This is a genomic window from Mycobacterium sp. 852002-53434_SCH5985345, from assembly GCF_001667155.1.
In the GTDB taxonomy this organism is placed as follows: domain Bacteria; phylum Actinomycetota; class Actinomycetes; order Mycobacteriales; family Mycobacteriaceae; genus Mycobacterium.
Genome location: NZ_LZIE01000024.1, coordinates 107,914 through 127,185 on the forward strand (window position 1 = coordinate 107,914; position 19,272 = coordinate 127,185).

Genomic DNA, 19,272 nt, shown 5'->3' on the forward strand with positions numbered 1-19,272 from the left:
GACCTGCGCTTCGGCCCGGCGAGGATAAAGGAGATTACCGGTCTCGCGGCGCAAATGCGTCAAATTGCGAATCTTCCTAAAACCCACCAATCCTCGCCTTCCTGTACTAACGTCCAATAACGGCGACAGGGGGGGGTACGAGCGACACCGTAAGTTCGGGCCAACATACGGACATCCGTCGCAAAGATCTCCGATACGAAATTGAATTCATGCTGTGCAGAAGAGCCATTATGGATGGCCCTTTCGCTACCCCCTTGCCGCACAACAGAATCGGCATCGCGAGGGACGAGGATCAAGAAATGGTCGCACTCGGAAGCATCAGCGAATGGCAGCCACCGCACGGCCCACTGACCACTTGGATGGCCACACCTGCGTCGCACGAAGCGGCCCGCGCCGCGCGGCGGAGCGATTCGGCCCCGAGTTATCAACAAAACCAACACCTCTGGACCGCTTACCACGGCAAGGCGCTCAACAGGCAGCTACCTCGGCTGATGGTCGTGGCGTGGGACATTCCCGGCGTATGCGACGTGGCGGCGATGACGGCAGCGATCAATGCCCATGTCCGTAGGCAGGACACCTACCACAGCTGGTTCGAATTCGAGGAGGGCGTCATCGTCCGCCGAGTGATCGACGACCCCGAGGTCATCGACTTCGCGCCCGCGGCGTTCGGAGCGATGAGCCCCGACCAGGCGCGCACGCACGTCCTGACCACAACGCCCGAGACGCTCGGATGGGGTTGTTTCACATACGGAGTCGTCCAGGGGGCCGACCACTTCACGTTCTACGCCAGCGTCGACCACCTGCACATCGATGGCTTGTCCGCCGCGCTGATCTTCCTGGACATCCACCTGACGTACCAGGAACTTGCGGCGGGCCCGCCGGTCCATGAGCCCGGCACGCCAGAGGTCAGAAGTTATCGCGAGTATGCGGCGCGGCAGCGCGAGAACGCGGCGAGCCTGACCATGTCATCCCCGGAGATCAAGGACTGGATCGCGTTCGCGCGTGAGGCCGACGGTGACTGGCCGAGCTTTCCGCTGCCGCTGGGCGACACATGGGCCAGCTGCAAGGGTGATTTGTTGACGGTCGAGTTGTTGGACGCCGCGGGAACCGCGTCTTTCGATGCCGAATGCTGCGCGGCCGGTGCTCGGTTCATCGGCGGAGTCTTGGCGTGCACAGCGTTGGCGGAGCGCGCATTGACCGGCAAGGAAACCTATTACGGATTTACGGCCAGGGACACCCGGGCGCCGGGCATCGACACGATGACGGTGGGGTGGTTCGCCAGCCTGATACCGGTTTCCGTGCCGACGACCGGCGACTCGTTCCCCGAGGCGGCGCGGGCGGCACAGAAGTCTTTCGATGCCGCCAAGGACCTCGCCGCAGTACCGGTCGAACGGGTCTTGGAGTTGGCGACGCTGGATGGCCTGGCCATCAAGTTGCCGACACAATTGCCGATGATGGTCTCTTTCCTCGACTTCCGGAAAATACCCCTCGTCGGGATGTGGGCGGAGATGAACTTCGGGACCTACGGCGACAACCTGTCCGCCGGTGGCATCAACATGTGGATCAACCGGCACGTCGAACGGACCACGGTGACGATGTCTTTCCCGGACAACGCGATTGCGCGCGAGTCGGTGGACCGCTACATCGCGACGCTGGGGGAGATGTTTGCTCGCGTCATCGACGCCACCGGCAGCCCGGGGGTGATTGCGCCGACGGAGAACGACAACGAGGCGGCGTAGCGATGAGCAACCTGCTGGATCTGGCCGACCAAACCCTCTTCCTCGGCGAGCGAGCGACAGCGACTACCAGTGTGGTCCAATGCATTTGGGTGTATGACCGCGCGATCGACATGGACGGGCTGCGAACCTTCCATCGCCATCTGGGCCGAGGCCGGTTGCGTCGCCGCATTGAACGGTCCCCTTTGCCGTTCGGCCGGCATCGCTGGGTAGCGCCCGCGTCTGCGCCGGACCTGGACATCGTCGCGGCGGGGCGGAGCCGCGATGAGATCGACGACTGGCTGAACGAGGAGGCGGGAAAACGGCCGGATGCCGAGCACGGCCCCGGCTGGCACCTTGCCGTGCTGCCGTTGACCGATGGTGGCGCGGCGGTGAGCCTGGTGGCCACCCATTGCCTCACCGACGGCGTCGGGCTGTGCGAGGCGGTGGCCGACGCAGCGGGCCGCCGCGACGACCCCATCGCCTGGCCCGCGGCGGCGTCACGGCGGCGGTGGCGGGCGTTGCGCGAGGACACGCGCCAAACCGCGCGGGACACACCGGATGTGGGCCGGGCCCTGGTCGCGGCGGCACGCATGGCTCGGGCCGGCCGTGCAGCCGCCACGTCGTCGGCCACCAAGCGGCCCGTTCCGCCCACCGGACCGGACGAACGCATCACGCTGCCCATGGCAACCGTCTTCATCGATGCCGACGAGTGGGACGCGCGCGCAACCACCCTCGGCGGAACGAGCAACGCGCTGCTCGCCGGATTGGCGGCCCATCTCGCCCAGCGAGTGGGGCGGGTCGCCGCGGACGGGACGGTCAACGTCGGGATGCCGGTCAACGAGCGCACCCCCGGCGACACCCGGGCCAACGCGGTCGTCAACGTGGATATCACGGTCGACCCGGCACTCGTGACGAGGGACCTGCGTGAAATCCGCGCGAGGATCAAGGAAGCGCTGTCCCGCCACCAGAATGAGCCCGACGAGCGCTGGGCGTTGCTGCCGCTGGTTCCGCTCATTCCCAAACGCGTCATGCGACGACTGATCGGCGTGGTCACCGGCAGCGCGATCACCGTCGTGTCGTCCAACCTCGGATCGGTCGACCCGGCCGTCAACCGCCCGGACGGCACCGACGCCGGTCACTTCGCCATGAGGACCGTGTACCCGGGGGTGACCACCGCGACCATGTACCGCACCAACGGCGCTCTGGCGTTGCTGTCGGGCAGGGCGCGCGGCCGGGTCTTCATCTCCTTCCTTGCCTACGAGCTAGGCGGCCCGAATTCGAAAGCCCATTTAAGGCAACAGGTTTCAGGGGCGCTGAGCGACTTCTCGCTCACGGCCACCATGGGCTGGCGCCCCGCCTGCCCGGTGTGACACGCCCGCGTCGGCAGCCCTCCGCAAGTTCGTCGACCGGAAATGGCGCCAACGGGTCGTAAAGCTCAGCCCGAATTTCGACAGCGCGGATGTCCATTCGGCAAACGCTCAAATGCGCATTCGTCTCCTAATATCTTGTGCGTCGCGCGGACGACCGCCCCGGCAAACGCGGCGCCGGCGCCGTGAGCGAGGGCGCGCGACAGTGCGATCGATCACACGGTCGTGCAATTGTTGCCTTCATCCCATTCGTGCGCTACCGTCCTCAGCGGCGACACAGGGGATGCATAGGGACGCCGCAAGTGGGGGTCCTGATATCGGGAAGCCCGGCGCAAGATTTCAGCCCAACGGGATTTCGTGCTGTGCGAAAAGCCATGCGCGAGAACTTTTTCTGCCTCCCTTGCTGTGCACGGCACTTCGGCATCGGAAGAACGAGGACTTAAGAAAATGGTCTCGCTCGGCAACATCAACGAATGGCAACCGCCACATGGTCCGGTGACCGTGTGGATGGCCGCGCCCTCTGGACGTGAAGCGGCTCGAACCGCGCGACGAAGCGATTGTCCTCCGAGTTACCAGCAGGCCCAGCATCTTTGGGCCGCCCATCATGGTAGGACGCTGGGCAGGGAGCTACCCCGGCTGATGATCGTGGCGTGGGATATCCCCGGCGCGTGTGAGATTCCGGCGATGACGGCGGCGATCAATACGCATGTCCGCCGGCACGACACTTACCACAGTTGGTTCGAATTCGAGAACGGCAGCATCGTGCGTCGCGTGATCGACAACGCCGATGCCATCGAGCTCGCTCCGGTGGAATTCGGACGAATGGCCGCCGACCAAGTGCGTACACACGTCCTGACGACGACCCCGGGGACACTCGAATGGGGATGTTTCACATTCGGGATCATCCAGCACGCAGACTATTTCACGTTCTACGCGAGCGTCGACCATCTCCACATCGATGGCCTGTCGGCCGGCGTGATCTTCGTAGACATCCACCTGGCGTATCAGGAGCTGGCGCAGGGGCACCAGTCCGCGGCCCTGCCCGAGGTCGGCAGTTACCGGGACTACACCGCGCGACAGCGTGCGAAGGCGGCGAGCTTGACCATGGCGTCTCCCGCGATCAAGGAATGGATTGCATTCGCCCACGACACCGATGGCGATTGGCCGAGTTTCCCTCTACCCCTGGGTGATACGTGGGCCAGCAGCAAAGGTGACCTGCTGACCGTGCAGCTGCTGGACGCCGCCGGGACGGACTCATTCGACGCCATGTGCGGTGCGGCCGGAGCCCGGTTCATCGGGGGAGTGCTGGCCTGCACCGCTTTAGCCGAGCACGAATTGACGGGCAGCGCGGCGTACCACGGGTTCACGGCCAGGGACACCCGGACGGCGGGTATCGACACAATGACGGTGGGTTGGTTTGCCAGCCTGGTTCCGGTTGCGGTGCCTACCGCCGGGACCACGTTCCCCGAGGCGGCCCGGGCAGCGCAGAAGTCGTTCGACGCGGCCAAGGAACTCGCCGATGTGCCAATCGAGCGAGTCTTGGAGTTGGCGGCGACAGCAGATGGACTGGAGATCAAGCCTCCTACGAGCCTGCCGATGATGTTGTCATTCCTGGATTTTCGGAAGATACCGCTCGCCGGGCTCTGGACGGAGACGAATTTCGGTACTTATGGCGACAACCTGTCCGCCGGCGGCATCAATATGTGGATCAACCGGCAGGCGGCAAGTACCACAGTGACGATCTCCTTTCCGGACAACGCGGTGGCGCGTGAATCGGTGGACCGCTACATCGCGACGTTGATCGATGTATTCGCCCGCGCCGTCGCCGGCTGCTCGCGCGAGCCCGATGTTGTTGCAGGCCGGGGTAATGCGGATGCTGCGGACCCTCCCGCGTCAGAGGAAGACGACGGCGAGGCGGCCTAGGAATGAGCAACGTGCTGGATCTAGCCGACCAGACCCTCTTCCTCGGCGAGCGAGCGACAGCCACCAGCAGTGTGGTGCAATGTATTTGGGTCTACGATCGCGCCATCGACATCGACGGTCTGCAAGAGTTCCATGCCCATCTTGCGCGGGGGCGGTTGTGCCGCCGCATCGAACGCTCTCCCCTGCCGTTCGGCCGGCATCGCTGGGTAGCGCCCGCGTTTCCGCCGGACCTGGACATCGTCGCGACACCGCGGACCCGCGATGAGATCGACGACTGGCTGAACGAGGAGGCGGCTAGACGGCCCGATGCCGAGCACGGCCCCGGCTGGCACCTTGCCGCGCTTCCGCTCACCGACGGCGGCGCTGCGGTGAGCTTGGTGGTCACCCATTGCCTCACCGACGGCCTCGGGCTGTGCGAGGCGTTGGCGGACGCGGCTTTAGGCCGTGACGACCCGATCGGCTGGCCGGCCGCGGCGTCGCGGGGCCGCTGGGCGGCGCTGCGTGAAGACGCGCGCCAGACGGTCCGCGACGTACCGGGTATGGGCCGCGCCATCGTGGCGGCGGCACGAATGGCGCGGCGCGGCAGCGGCGATACCGCCCCGCCACCCGAGAAGCGGCCATTCACCGGATCCGACGAGCCCGTGGTTCTTCCGGCGACAACCGTCTTCACCGACGCCGACGAATGGGACGCCCGCGCGAAGGCCCTCGGGGGCACCGGCAGCGCGCTGCTCGCCGGGCTGGCGGCTCACGTCGCCCAGCGCGTGGGGCGCGTCGCCGCCGACGGCACGGTTGCCGTGGGGATGCCGGTCAACGAGCGCACCCCCGGCGACACCCGCGCCAATGCGGTCAGCAACGTCAACATCACGGTCGACCCCGCGCCCGCATCGACGGACCTGCGTGGGATCCGCGCCGGGATCAAGCAAGCGCTTGAGCGCCATCAGGATGTGCCTGACGAACGGTGGGCATTGCTGCCGCTGGTTCCCCTGATTCCGAAACGTGTCTTCCGGCGACTGATCAGCGTGGCCACCGGCGGTGGAACCGCTGTCGTGTCGTCCAACCTCGGTGCGGTCGACCCGGCCGCCAACCGGCCGGACGGAACGGACGCCGACTACTTCGCCATGAAGTCGCTGTACCCGGGCGTGACCGCCGCGACCATGCACCGCACCAACGGAGTGTTGGCGTTGCTGTCGGGCAGGGTGCGCGGACAGGTCTTCGTCTCGTTCCTTGCCTACGAGCCGTGCCGACCCAACTCGGAAGCCGAGTTACGGCAACACATTTCGCAAGCGCTGAGCGACTTCTCGCTCACCGCCACGACTGGGTGGCACACCGTCTGCCCGGTGTGAGGCCACGCGTCACGATTCCGCCCGCGGCTCCACCGCCGTCTCCGTGAGTCGGTACAGGTTGGGCTCGGCCAGCTCGTCGAGCAGTGCCGCCAGGTGATCGACGAGCTCGTCCGGCTCCAGCCGGACGTCACCGGCGAGCCAGGCGCTGATGGTTTGCCCTACGCCACCGACCACGAAGTGCGCCGCGGCCTTGATGCGGTCGTTTGCGGGGACGCGCAGCGCTTCCCCGGCGTGCTGGCCGGACAGCATCGCGAACATTGCGCTGGATTCGGCGCGCTTGCGCACTATCACGGGATCGGCCAGCTGCGTGCTGAACAGCAGGCGACCGATGCGGGCGTCGTCGGCGATGGTGCGCACGATGTTGGTCATGCCCGCGCGGGTCTGCTCGGGCGCAGGCACCGCCGCCACCGCGGCCTGGGTGGTGGCGGCCAGTTGGGCGATCACCCAGTCGAACACGGAGGCGACGAATTCGTCCTTGTCGGCGAAACTTTCGTAGAAGTACCGCGCCGCCCGGCCGGCCGGGCGGCACACGCCGCGGACGGTGACCGCGGAGATGCTCTGTTGCTCCGCGCCCAGAAGCTCCAGACCCGCGGACAGGAGCCGGTTGCGGCGCGTGGCCAGCCGCTGCGCGGCCTCGACGCCGCGGTACGGCCGCGCGCTCGAGGTGTTCATGCGAACCATCTTGACACCAGCGCGACGCCGCGACAATATCAGGAAACAGGCGTTCGCACATTACGTGCTCCGCCGCGGGAGGGTCTGACCATGGCAATACACGAGGCTGTCCACGAACCGGCTCGACATGTCGAGCGTGGCGTCTCCGACGCGCCGCGGCCATTGCCCGCACGGCGGCGTCGCCGCCGGCGGCCGCTCGGGATCGACGAGGGGTTGATGGGCGTCGCGCTCTTGGCCGGACCGGCGAACGTGATCATGCAGTTGGCGCGTCCCGGCGTCGGCTACGGCGTCATGGAGAGCCGTGTCGAAAGTGGCCGCGTCGACCTGCATCCGATCAAGCGTGCCCGCACCACGTTCACTTACCTGGCGGTGGCGACCAACGGCAGCGACGCCCAGAAGGACGCCTTCCGCCGCGCGGTGAACCGGGCTCACGCGCAGGTCTACTCCACCCCCGAAAGCCCGGTGCAGTACAACGCCTTCGACCCCGACTTGCAGCTGTGGGTGGGGGCCTGCCTGTACAAGGGCGGGGTCGACATCTACCGCATGTTCATCGGTGAGCTGGGCGGCGAGGAGGCCGACCGGCACTACCGCGAAGGCATGGCGCTGGCCACCACGCTGCAGGTGCCGCCGGAGATGTGGCCGCCGGACCGCGCGGCGTTCGACCGGTACTGGCAGGATTCGCTGGCCAAGATCCGCATCGACGACGCCGTACGCGAGTATCTGTATCCGATCGCCGCGTCCCGCCTTCCGGGACTTGCCTTGCCTGCGCCACTGCAGCGCCTCGCCGACAGGCTTCCCTTGTTGATCACCACGGGCTTTCTGCCGCAGCGATTTCGCGACGAGATGCGGCTGCCCTGGGACGCCACCAGGCAACGCCGCTTCGACCGGCTCATCGCGACGTTGGCCGTGGTGAACCGGTGCTTGCCGCGCTTCGTACGACGGTTTCCCTTCAACATCCTGCTGGCCGACATCGACCGCCGGATCAGGACGGGGCGCCCGTTGGTCTAGCAGGCGGCACAGCCCGCCAAGTTGATAACGGAAATCATTTTCATTAAGCTCTCCTCTGCCTGGTAACCCTTCCAGCCCGAGGAGACCCATGACGGCGCCGATCTGGATGGCCTCGCCACCGGAGGTGCACTCCGCGTTGCTCAGCAGCGGCCCCGGTCCGGCATCGCTGCTCGCGGCGGCGGGGGCATGGTCCGAACTGAGCACCGAATACGCCTCGGCCGCAGCGCAACTCAGCGGTGTCCTGGCCGCGGCGCAGGCGGGCTCGTGGGAGGGACCGAGCGCGGAGTCGTATGTGGCCGCCCACGCGCCCTACCTCGCGTGGCTGACGCGGGCCAGCGCGCAGAGCGCTACGGCGGCCGCGCAACACGAAACCGCCGCGGTCGCCTACACCGCCGCGCTGGCGGCCATGCCGACGTTGCCCGAACTCGCCGCCAACCATGCCGTGCACGGGGCGTTGGTGGCGACGAACTTCTTTGGCATCAACACGGTTCCGATCGCGCTCAACGAGGCGGATTACGCGCGGATGTGGGTGCAGGCGGCCGGCACGATGACCACCTACCAAGCGGTTTCCAGCGCGGCGGTGGCGTCGACGCCGCAGCCCGATCCCGCGCCGCAAATAGTGAAATCCGTTGCTCCGAACCACGACTCGGGTGGCGATGTGCACGACCCCACGATCGACAACCCGCTCGATGAGTTCATCGCGAATATCCTGAGGAACCTCGGCATCAACTGGGATCCCGCCGAGGGCACCGTCAACGGGTTGCCCTACGACGCCTACACCAATGCGGGGGAACCGATCTTCTGGGTGGTTCGAGCTCTGGAACTGCTCGAGGATTTCCAGCAGTTCGGCTATTACCTGGTGCACAACCCCGCGCTGGCGTTCCAGTACATCGTTCAACTCATGCTGTTCGACTGGCCGACGCACATCCTCGAGATCTTCACCAGTCAGCCGGAATTGCTGGCCCCCGCGGTGCTCCTGGCGGCCGCCCCCTTCGGCGCGGTGGGCGGCTTCGCGGGGTTGGCCGGCCTGGCCGCGATACCGCCGCAGCCCGCGGTCGTCCCGGCACCCGCGCCGGCGCCCGCCCCGCCGCCGAGCCCGATGCCGGCCGTGGCGACCGCGCCGGCCGCCGTCGCGCCGGCCGCGGCTCCCGCCTCGGCGCCGGTGACCGCGCCCGCTCCGACGGCGACCACAGTCACCAGCCCGGCGCCGCCCACCCCGCCGCCCCCGCACGCCGCGGGTTTCGCGCCGCCTTATGTCGTCGCTCCCCCGGGCATCGGGTCCGGTGTGGGAATGGGTGCCGGTGCCAGCTCGAGCGCCAAAAGGCAAGCGCCGGAACCCGATAGCGCCGCCGCCGCGGCGGCCGCGACGGCGCGGGGTCAGGCCAGGGCGCGCCGGCGTAGGCGGGCGGTCCGGGACCACCACGGGGACGAGTTCGCGGACATGAACGTCGACGTCGATCCGGATTGGGGCACGCCGGGCGACGAGGTGCCCTCGTTCGCGTCGGACCGCGGGGCCGGGAGGCTGGGGTTTGTCGGGACGGCGCACCGGGGGGCGACCGGTGATGCGACGGGTTTGGCCACGCTTGCCGGTGACGAATTCGGCAGCGGCCCAAGGGTTCCGATGGTTCCCGGCACCTGGGAAACCGACGCCGGCGGCGACACCCGGTAGCGGCGCCGAACGCCTTACTGATTGCCGACCGGTTGGGTGGTGACCGGCCGTCGGCCTTCGAGGCCCATCTCAAACCTTCGTTCCCTTCGGGGCACTGACTTCATAGCTGCCCGTGTCGTCGGTGAAGGTGACCAGGAACTGGTGTTTGAGGTGGTCGATGGTTGCCTGGCAGGTGAAGGTGCCGCCCTCGGTAACGGTGGGATTTTGTCCGTCGTTGCAGGTGACGTCGCTGACATTCTTGGCGCCGTAACCCGCCGGGTCGGACAGGACGTGCGTGACGCCGGACTGCACGGCGGTGACGTCGAGCTGAGTGGTGACGAAGAAGCCCGGCGCCCAGAATCCCGAGATGAGCATGGCCACGGCGCCCACCATGATCGCCGCGCCCAGGTAAAGCGGCCGACGTCTGCCGCGTGCAGCGGGGGCCACCGGCGCCCAGAAGCCCCCACCGGCGGGCCGTTGGTGATGCGGGTAGGGAAGCGGCCCACGCTGGGTCCCCGTCGGAAACGGGTGCGGGCGGGGCAGGGGCTCGGTGGGCGGATCGTAGAAGCGTCCGGGCGGGACCGGTGACATGCCGGGTCGCCGGGGGTATTGCCCTGGCACCGGGGGCGGGTGTGGCTGCATCGGATGCCTCTCTGTTAAGGCTTGGACCGCGTGGGCGACTACTGCTTGAACTGTAACCGAAGCGGCAGTGGTGCGCAACGTTTGTAAACGGTGCGGCAGCAACGGTGCGCCACCGTAGCAGGGGCAGGATGCGAGCCCAAACGGTTCTGAGCTGCGTGGAATTGCCGCACACGGCCAAGACTGCACACGAAGCAGATGTAGCATGATCCGCAATGCATTGGGTCGTACCGCAGCAGCAGTGAGCCCACGGGAGCGAGGAGCGACAATTGACGCCCGGCCAACCGACGACCGCGCTGACCGTACAAGTCGGGCATGCGACGCACACGCTGCACCCTGCGGCCGGCGCCGCCGTCATCGGTAGAGACGCCGGGGCCGCGGTTCGGGTGGACGACGAGAGGGTCTCGCGGTGGCACGTCCGGCTCGAACCGCACGGCGACGGCTGGCAGGCCTTCGACACCAGTAGCAACGGGATGTTCGTCGATGGGATCCGCCGCAACTCGGTATTGATCACCGGCGTCACCACCATCTGTCTGGGGGCCCCTGACGGGGCAGCCGTGACCCTGATCCCGCAGCGCCCCTCGGAAGTGACGCTCGAGGAGTCGACCCAGGTGGTGCATCCGTTCGAAGCCGAGGACGAGCAGTGGTGGGACGGCCAGAGCGACCCCGGCGTCGTCCGCGCCGGCAGCGCGGTCGCTGAGCGCCGCCAGCAGCTGGGGATCTCGCAGCGGAGCCTGGACCGCGACGGAATCATCAACGCGGGCGCCCTCATCAACTTCGAGAAGGGCCGCAGCTGGCCGCGTCGTTCGACGCTGGAGAGGCTGGAGAAGGTGCTGGATTGGCCGACGGGCCACATCACGCGCATCCGGCGCGGAGCGGTTCCGGCCCCCACCGGTGGCGCCGGCCAACCCGCCGGACCCACGGGAGCTCGCCGCGACGAGGCCACCGAGGTATTGGCCGACTCGATTCACGCGCCCCTGATGGCCGAGACGGTGGAACTGGCCATGCACACCCTCACCACCGCCGTCTCTGGATTGCCCGAGCCGTCCGATCCCGATTTCACTCCCAGGGCCACCAATATCCTGGCCGATCTGCGCAAGCTCGAGAGGCTGGCGTCGAGCGCTGCGCGCAACGCCAAAGGCAGTCCGGCGGTCATCCTGGCGTTGAGCAGTGTGCGGCGCAGCTACAACGACTTGATGATGCGCGCGGCACGCTCGCCCGCGGCCACTTTGGGCCAGCGACTCTACGGCGCCCGTCACCGGGCGGAACTGAGCCTCGAGGAAGCGGCCAATGGCGCGGGGCTGCCGGCGTCCGTCCTCGAGGATGCCGAAGCGGAGCGCACCATCGCCCCCGAGGCCGCCCGGGCCCTCGAAAACCTCATCGCGCAGCTGTCGATCGGTTGACGCGCTGCAGCACGGATTATCCGTGTGTCGCTGACTGCGTCCAGGGAGCCGGGCGTGTGGCGGCGTAGGCCTGGGCGGCCTGGCGTCGCAGATTCTTTCGCGCGTTGTGGTTTTCGAGCAAGGTAAACCAGTTCCAGCCCAAGATGGAAGCCATACTCCACCAACCGGCGAGCAGATTGTGCAGTAGAGCGTCGTGCAGTGCGGCTTCGCATTGGGCGAAAGTTCCTGTGACGGTGTAGGTCTGGTTGAACATCAGGATGATCGCGCCGGTGTGTTTTCTGATCCGTACCTGGAAGAACGGTTGGTTGCCCGTAGGGGGCGGGGGTGGGTAGCCGGCCTGCGGCACGCGGTGTGCCGGTGCGTGTGCGGGTCCGTAAACCGGCCGCGCCGCCGGGGGATAGGCCTGGGGGTACCCGTAGGGCTGTCGGTACTGGGGGTGTGGCTGAGGCATTATTACTCCGTAAGAGGTTGGGGGATCGGGTTTTTCACGCGTTCTGGTAAGGATGTTGCGACGGGTCGATCAGGCTTGCGAGATCGTGGCGGTGGTTTTGGAGACGATGTCGGTTGCTTGGCTGGTGGTATCGAACCCGCACCAGAGGGTGTCGATGACGACGTTGTTGACCAGCCCCATGGCGCGTTGGCAGATCGGGCCGCGGCCGCCGGGCCGGGTTTGCAGGATGGCCAAGGAGGTGTCGGTCGCCTGCAGCTCGCCGAGGTCCCAGCTGGTGGGGGCGTGACCGGGCGGGGTGATGGTGATGGAGCGGTTGGCGCAGCCGGACCAGCGTGTCTTGGACTTGCTGAAGAATTGCTGGGCCGAATCGGCGTCCCGGAAGCCGACCAGGACCTGCACCAGCGCATGCTCGCGCGCAGCAGGTGTGGCGTCATCGAGTATCTGCCCTTGCAGCGCCGTCCAGTTGCTGCCTTCGTAGGCGGTGGCTTCGGCGGGTGAGTAGGTGTCCACGCAGCCGGGGTTGGTGAGCATCTCCTCGTCGTGCCACATCCGCGTCACCGGCTTGCGTACGGCCATGCCGGTGGTGTGGGCGATCGCATTGACGTCGTCTTCCTTCAGCAGCAGATCGGCGAGGTGCTGGGGCAGGATCGCGGGCGGTTGCCAGCGTCCCAGGTCCGGGGCGGCCGCGGGGTGCCCGGTGTTGGTGGTGGTGCATCCGCTCAGCAACAGGGTCAGGGCGACCGCGGCGAGGATTGCCCAGCGCGCCGCGGGAGCGAAGCGGGGTCGCCGTCCGGCGGTGTCCTGACCGGGGGCACCGCTTATCGGTCCACCTTGGTTACGCAGCGAAACAGCGCTCATGTCGGGGTCCTCCTGCCAGCTCGTCCGGGTATGACGCAGACGCTAGCAATAAAAGCGCAGCAGTGCAACGTTTCGAAACGTTGCACTGCGCCAGGCGCTATGTTTCAATTTGGAGCATGCAGCGCAACCTTGCCGCGTCGGGCGGTACCCCTCACCACTGGCGGCTGGTCCTCACGGCCCGGCCACGCCGGCCGTTCGCGCTGTCCCCGCAGTTCCTCATCCCCGAAGGACACTCGATGCCCCACCACCCGCACCCGCCCACGCCCACCACGATGCGCCCTGCGCCGGGAAGCGCGCCGGTACCGCCCGGCGCCTACGGACCTGCCCGGTCGGCGCCGCTCGCCGCCGGGCCCCGAGAGGAGGTCACTACCGTCTTGCCCCGCCGGCCGTTCGCGTATGCGGGCCCGCCCGGCGCGCCCCCCGCTCCGCCTGGGATGCCCGTGTGGGGGCCGAGCCCCGGCTATCGACCCTCGTTCGCCCCGGAGCGCCCGCGGCGCCGGCCCACCTGGGCCCGGATTGCCATCGGGGCCGCGGTCGTGGTCGCCATGGTGGGCGCCGGCCTGATGATCAATGCCGCCGCCAGCCCCGATGACAGTTCGACGCTGATGCCCGCGCCGGCCACATCCGCGGCGCCGGTCGACCCAGGTCCGGCGCCGCAGGCGCCAACGGTGCCGTTGTCGGCGCTGCCCGGGCTGATGTTGGATGTGGCGACCATCAACAGCATTGAGGGCACAACCGACATCGGTCCTCCACCAGGCGACAACGGCAAGGACGACTACGCGTACAGCGGCGTGAGCACCGACCGCCCCGAGCGCAGCGAGGTCCACACCCCCGCGCTGGATTCAGAGCTCGACAACAGCGGCTGGATCGGGGTGCGAACGCAGTCCCTGCAGGACCGCGACGGCGCTCGGCACCGCAATCACAGCGCCGCGATCTATTTCGCGACGGCCAAGGCGGCCAACGACTTCGCGGCCAAACAAGCCCAGGCCTGGCCCAAGTGCAGCGGCGCCACCTTGCACCTCACGGAACGGGGCCACCCAAGCAGCATTTGGACAGCGGGCACCGTCACCAACCATGACGGCATGCTCAGCATCACCAACACCCAGGAAGGCGGTGGGGGGTGGCAGTGCCAACGGGCCCTGGCCGCGCGCAACAACATCGTGATCGACGTGCGCAGCTGCGGTGAAAACCGCACCGATCAAGCCATCACCATCGCCACCAGGATGGCCGAGCGCGTCACCACCCGCTGAACACTCCCCGCGAGAGTGAGAAAGGATGGGCGATGAGTTGGATACGTTTGGCACCCAACGTCGCATCGTGGACGTCTCCGCCACCCGGGTCAGAACGCGAGTGATGTCGCCAGGGCAATGATGAGCAAAATCAGTGAACGGAGCTGATGCGCTGGTGGCAGCCACTACCATTCTGCTGGTCTGGTCGGGATCGCCACAGGTGGCCGCCAGCGGGCGCCGAAATGAGGGGATGGGGGATGAGGGATGGGCACGCGCCGCGCGACCGCTCCCGACGAAACGGCCCGTGAGCTGGTGGCCGCGTTGGTGAGCCGACCGGGTGCCCGGCAAGTGGATTCCGCCGACGCCGCGACCGGCTGTCCGCACGGTACGGGCCGCTTGGACAACCGAATTGGTGTGCGGCCACGCGTGGCATCGTCGGCCCGGTTGCTGATCGCCACGGCGGCCGCGGTGATCGCTGTGGGCACCGGCTGCTCGACGCTGGTCACCGGTAGCGCCGTCAAGTCCGGCGGCCCGGCGCCCGCGGCGGCCAACGTGGCGCTGCTCGACCCCGGTAACTACCCGCGTCGACCGCGGCCACCGCTGGGCACCGTCGCCGACGACGCAGCCGGTCGCCGCGTCGAAGCCCAGCGGATGGCAGACATGGTGGCGGGCCCCTGGCAGGTCGACGGGACTCTGATCAGTCCGCTGAGCGCCGAAATCGCGCCCACCACGGCGCTTCCCGAGCCGGGGCGGCTCTCGGCGCTGGTGCGTGGTGATTCGATCGCCGCGATCGCCGCCGCGCATCGCTTCGTGGCCGGCTTCGTCAGCGGGCGCGTCACCCCACCGCCGCCACGCGGCCAACCGCCCACCGACAAACCCAGGATCCTGGACAACGGGGTGTTCCGCTTCCCCAGCCCGCAGGACGCCACCGACGCCGCTGCGGCGATGGCCGCCGCCGACATGGCCACCGTCCGGCCCGGCAACATCTCGGCCACCCGGCTGTCAATCTCGCACTACCCCAACACAGTTGCCAACATCGCGCCCCTGTCCGGAGGCTTTGAGGCCGAAGCGTTCACCGCTCACGGCCCATACGTCTTCTTCGAGTTCGCGGGCTCTAAAGAGAGCGCCGGCACGGTCGCTGACATGGTTGCCAAGACCCTGGACCTGCAAGGCCCGCTGGCCGACCACTTCCAAGCCACACCGGTAGACCAGCTGGCTGCCCTGCCCGCAGACCCAACCGGTCTGCTGGCCCGCACCGTGCCGGCCACCGACCCCAGCGTCAACCAGGCCGCGGTCTATCCACCGCACGGCGCGCTGCATTTCCGGTCTGATCCCGTGGCGACGCAAGCGATGTACAGCGACGCGGGCATCGGCCACGTCGCCGCCGACCGCACCACCGTCTACGAGGCAGTCGATCCCACCGGCGCCCAGCGGGCGGCCGACGGGCTCGCCCGGATCGACGTGCCCTTCCTGAGCTACCACTCCGCCCCCGGCATCAATGGACTGCCATCGGCGCGTTGCTTTGACCGCGGCCTCGACAGCACGGAGCTGGGTGCCGTGCGCTTCCTGTGCATCGCCACCGCCGACCGCTACGCGTTCAAAGCCACTGCCGCCCAAGAAGTTGAGGCCCACCAGATCATCGCCGCCCAATATCTGATGCTGACAGCCGCATGACGCGCCGCGTCCGCCTGTGGGCCTTCTCCGCCGCGGTCGCGGCGGTGACGGTGGCTTGCAGTACGACCATCCCGGGGGCTGCTGTCAAAGCGCCCGGGACGGACAGTTCCGACGGCGTCGACCTCGCCCTGCTTGATGCCGGGAACTTTCCCACCGCCCCGCGCTCGCCGCTCGGCGTCGCCGGCGACGCGCTGCGCGGCGGGTGGGCCGAAGGGCGCCGCCTCGCCGGCGCCGTGGTGGGCCCCTGGGAGGTTGACGCCGACCTGATCGACTACGCGCAAATTGATTCCGGCGTGGTCAAAGATGCCGACGCGGTCAGCGCCCTGCTGGGCAGCCCGATGGGTGAGGGGCTGGGCGGCCACAACCTGGTGGCTGGATTTTCCGGTTCGCGTCACACCGAAAAAGGCGCCTACAAAGGGCTGCTCAACATCGTGTTGGAACTGGGCAGCCCGGCCGACGCGACGGCCGCGGTCGCCGACATGGTCACCAAAGGCGCCACCTTGACCATGCCCTTTGAGGCGAAACCCCTTTCCACACAGCCGTTTTCGATTCCGCGTCATCCGGCGACGGCCGCGCTGACCTACCAGTGGACCGCGCAATACCCAGAACCCGGCGGTCCACGGTTCTCGGTGACCGCCCTGACCGCCCACGGCCAGTACGTCCTGGCGCAAACGGCGACATCGGCCGACAGGGCTGATGCTGCGGCTCAATTGATCGCCACCGCACTGGATTTGCAGCAGCCGTTGATCGACGGCTTCAGGCCCACCCCGCCGGATCAGATAGCCCAGCTGCCATTGGATCCCGACGGCCTGATGTCACGCACCGTGGCGCCCCGACAAGAAAACGAGTCGATCAACGACGGCATCTATGACGCGCACGGAGCGCTACTCCTGGAGACCGGTGACCCGGTTCACCTGCAGGCCTTGTTCAAATCGGCCAATGTGCAGCAGGTCGCGTACGTCCTCGAAACCAGGGTCTATCAGACCCCCGACGCCGGGGCGGCGGCGCGCATCGTCGCCGATATGACCGGGCCGCATCAAGTGGGCGGAATCAGTGGCATGCCGAAGGCGAAATGCTTCAACGAAACGTTGGGCTACTGGTGCGTGGCCCGCGCGGATCGCTACGCCTACGAGATGCAAAGCGAGCAAGAGAACGCGCTGCATCAGATGATGGCCGCCCAATATCGCATGCTGACCGGGAAATGAGCCCCTAATGCCTCTCGCTGTCGGAACCATCATCGCCGGATACCGCATCGAAGGCGTGCTGGGCTCCGGCGGCATGGGCACGGTGTATCTGGCCCGTCATCCCACGCTCCCCCGCAATGACGCGCTGAAGATCCTGTCCGCCGAGCTGTCTGTGGACCGCCAATTCAGAGTCCGGTTCACCCGCGAAGCCGACCTGGCCGCCACGCTGAACCACCCCAACATCGTGCGGGTGTACAACCGCGGCGAAACCGACGACGGCCAGCTGTGGATCGCCATGGAGTACGTCGAAGGCACCGCCGCGAACGATTTGGACCGCGCCAACCTCACTCCGGCCCGCATCGTGCGCATCATCACCGACGTCGCCGCCGCACTCGACTACGCCCACTCGCGGCGGGTGTTGCACCGCGACATCAAGCCCGGCAACTTCCTGGTCTTCGCGCCAGGCACCGACCACGAACGGGTGTTGTTGGCCGACTTCGGCATTGCCCGCGCCCTCGACGACGCCACAAACTTGACGGCGACGGGCTCCATGGTCGGCACCGCTGCCTACGCCGCCCCGGAGACCATCGAGGGCCGCCCGGCCGACCACCGCAGTGACATCTACTCGTTGGGTTGCGCTCTGTTTCGGCTGCTGACCAGCCGCACCCCTTACGAGGACAACTCCTTGTCGGCGATGTTGGCCGGACATCTGATGCGGCCCGTTCCGCGCCCCACCGAAATCAATCCCGCCCTGGCGCCCGCGATCGACGACGTGATCGCCCGCGCGCTGGCCAAAGATCCCGACCAGCGCTTCCAGACCGCGGGCGCGCTGGCCGCCGCCACCGCGGCCGCGCTGACCAACAGTCCCGCGCCGGCGCGGCCCACCGGGCTACCGGCAAGCAACCCGACCAATCCCACCGTGACCTATCCACCGACCATACCGCCCACCCCGGCGCCCTTCGGCCCGGCGTGGGACCCGAACCATGCTGCGCCCCAACGGTTTGCAAGCGCTCCCCCCTCGCCACTCCCGACCGGGGCTCCCGATCCCGTATGGAAAGCCAAGCGCCGCAAACGCGCTCGCCTCGCAGTGGCCGCGACAGCCCTCGTTGCGGTGCTGGTCGTGGCAATTGTGTTGGGAATCCACCTGTTCGGCCGCACCGGCGGGAGCCCGGGTCCTTATCAGCCACAAACCCTCAACACGAAGTTCGGCACCATCAAACTGCAGCACCGGCCGGTGGCTATCGCCGCACTGGGCCCCGGCGATCCCGACGCGGTCCTTTCGCTGGGCGCCCAACCCGTCCTGATGAACGCCGCCAACGCGACCGTGCCGAACTGGTTACAACCGCTGATCCATTCATCCCCACCGGTGTTCGCCGCGGCCGACACCGGCGCCATCACCGCCGCGAAACCGGACCTCATCATCGACACCGGCGATATCGACCAGCCCACCTATGACTCATTGGCCGCCATCGCACCCACCCTCACTCAGCCCGCCGACAACCCCAGAGACTGGACCTGGCAGGCGCAACTGAATTGGATCGCCACCGCCCTCGGTCGCACCGAGGCCGCCAAAGACCTACTCGACAAGGCCCAATCCGAGCAGGACACGATCCGTTCCGAGCACCGCGCCTTTTCCGGCAAATCCGTTGTCGTGGTCGACTACACGGGCACCGGCACTACCGCCGCCGCGGCCCCGTCACCGCCGAGCAGCTACCTGGAAAGCATCGGCTTCAGCTACAACACTCACTACAAGCGCAGCCCGGGTGGCCCCCCACAAGTCCCGTTTGACATCAACGACGTCGACTATGCCGCTCAACGCAGCGACGTCATGCTCTTGCTGCGCACCGACCCCGGGGCCGGCGGCGGGGGATACGCCGGCCTGCCCGCCAAGTACGGCAGCTTCGGCGGCACCCTCGTCATCGTCGACGACCCCGCCACCATCGCCGCTCTGAACGCCGGTGGCCCCGCGGCCACCAGCTACCTCAACACCGCACTGGTCCCCAAGCTCAGCAACCAAATCCGCTGACGATGCTGTCTAGCGATCGGCACCGGTGTCTCAAGCCCGTGGCCGTAGCTGCGGTTCTCACAGCGGCCGTAGCATCGCTCCCCGCGAGTTTGCAACTACCAAGCGCTCATGCGGACCCTTGGCAACCTG

At 67.7% G+C, this 19,272-nt stretch carries 14 protein-coding genes; 11 read left to right on the top strand and 3 right to left on the bottom strand.

Annotated elements, in window-relative coordinates:
• Positions 1-299 precede the first annotated feature (299 nt).
• The 4 genes from A5756_RS03835 to A5756_RS03850 all read left to right on the top strand — a co-directional run bounded on the left by A5756_RS03835 (position 300) and on the right by A5756_RS03850 (position 6,351).
• Entirely contained in the window at positions 300-1,739 is a 1,440-nt protein-coding gene (locus A5756_RS03835; RefSeq protein WP_066947373.1) for a condensation domain-containing protein, read from the top strand.
• A 2-nt stretch (positions 1,740-1,741) separates the two neighbouring features.
• A complete protein-coding gene (locus A5756_RS03840; protein WP_066947376.1) occupies positions 1,742-3,088 on the top strand; it encodes a hypothetical protein in 1,347 nt (448 codons plus the stop codon).
• 444 nt (positions 3,089-3,532) lie between these two features.
• Positions 3,533-5,008: a condensation domain-containing protein gene (locus tag A5756_RS03845; RefSeq protein ID WP_066947379.1), complete on the top strand. Its 1,476-nt coding sequence runs from the start codon at positions 3,533-3,535 to the stop codon at positions 5,006-5,008.
• A gap of 2 nt (positions 5,009-5,010) precedes the next feature.
• Positions 5,011-6,351: a hypothetical protein gene (locus A5756_RS03850; protein WP_066947382.1), complete on the top strand. Its 1,341-nt coding sequence runs from the start codon at positions 5,011-5,013 to the stop codon at positions 6,349-6,351.
• 9 nt (positions 6,352-6,360) lie between these two features.
• Here A5756_RS03850 and A5756_RS03855 read toward each other — a convergent pair whose 3' ends face one another.
• Positions 6,361-7,032, bottom strand: a complete 672-nt coding sequence (locus A5756_RS03855) for a TetR/AcrR family transcriptional regulator (RefSeq protein ID WP_066947386.1) — start codon at positions 7,030-7,032, stop codon at positions 6,361-6,363.
• An 81-nt stretch (positions 7,033-7,113) separates the two neighbouring features.
• On the opposite strand from A5756_RS03855, the gene A5756_RS03860 reads away from it, so the two are divergent.
• Positions 7,114-8,031 carry an oxygenase MpaB family protein gene (locus A5756_RS03860; RefSeq protein WP_066947389.1) on the top strand — a complete coding sequence of 306 codons (918 nt, stop codon included), beginning with the start codon at positions 7,114-7,116 and terminating at the stop codon, positions 8,029-8,031.
• Between the two features lie 88 nt (positions 8,032-8,119).
• Positions 8,120-9,700, top strand: coding sequence for a PPE family protein (locus tag A5756_RS03865; RefSeq protein ID WP_066947392.1), 1,581 nt, complete (start codon positions 8,120-8,122; stop codon positions 9,698-9,700).
• Positions 9,701-9,769: 69 nt separating this feature from the next.
• Here A5756_RS03865 and A5756_RS25240 read toward each other — a convergent pair whose 3' ends face one another.
• Complete coding sequence (locus tag A5756_RS25240; protein WP_082959975.1) at positions 9,770-10,270, bottom strand: DUF4333 domain-containing protein; 501 nt, start codon at positions 10,268-10,270, stop codon at positions 9,770-9,772.
• A 317-nt stretch (positions 10,271-10,587) separates the two neighbouring features.
• Here A5756_RS25240 and A5756_RS03875 point away from each other — a divergent pair, with 317 nt between their 5' ends.
• Positions 10,588-11,721 (top strand): FHA domain-containing protein, encoded by a 1,134-nt coding sequence (locus A5756_RS03875; RefSeq protein WP_082948058.1) that lies wholly within the window; start codon positions 10,588-10,590, stop codon positions 11,719-11,721.
• 520 nt (positions 11,722-12,241) lie between these two features.
• On the opposite strand, the gene A5756_RS03885 is transcribed toward A5756_RS03875, so the two are convergent.
• Entirely contained in the window at positions 12,242-13,030 is a 789-nt protein-coding gene (locus A5756_RS03885) for a sensor domain-containing protein (protein WP_066947401.1), read from the bottom strand.
• Between the two features lie 116 nt (positions 13,031-13,146).
• Between A5756_RS03885 and A5756_RS03890 the strand changes: the two genes are divergently transcribed.
• The 4 genes from A5756_RS03890 to A5756_RS03905 all read left to right on the top strand — a co-directional run bounded on the left by A5756_RS03890 (position 13,147) and on the right by A5756_RS03905 (position 19,143).
• Positions 13,147-14,280, top strand: a complete 1,134-nt coding sequence (locus A5756_RS03890; RefSeq protein WP_082959976.1) for a sensor domain-containing protein — start codon at positions 13,147-13,149, stop codon at positions 14,278-14,280.
• 243 nt (positions 14,281-14,523) lie between these two features.
• Positions 14,524-15,933 carry a hypothetical protein gene (locus A5756_RS03895; protein ID WP_232005317.1) on the top strand — a complete coding sequence of 470 codons (1,410 nt, stop codon included), beginning with the start codon at positions 14,524-14,526 and terminating at the stop codon, positions 15,931-15,933.
• Complete coding sequence (locus A5756_RS03900; RefSeq protein WP_066947407.1) at positions 15,930-17,138, top strand: hypothetical protein; 1,209 nt, start codon at positions 15,930-15,932, stop codon at positions 17,136-17,138. Before A5756_RS03895 ends, A5756_RS03900 begins: the two co-directional genes overlap by 4 nt.
• Before the next feature lie 7 nt (positions 17,139-17,145).
• On the top strand, positions 17,146-19,143 hold the full coding sequence (locus tag A5756_RS03905) for a serine/threonine-protein kinase (RefSeq protein WP_066947411.1): 1,998 nt from the start codon (positions 17,146-17,148) through the stop codon (positions 19,141-19,143).
• The last annotated feature ends 129 nt before the right edge of the window (positions 19,144-19,272 follow it).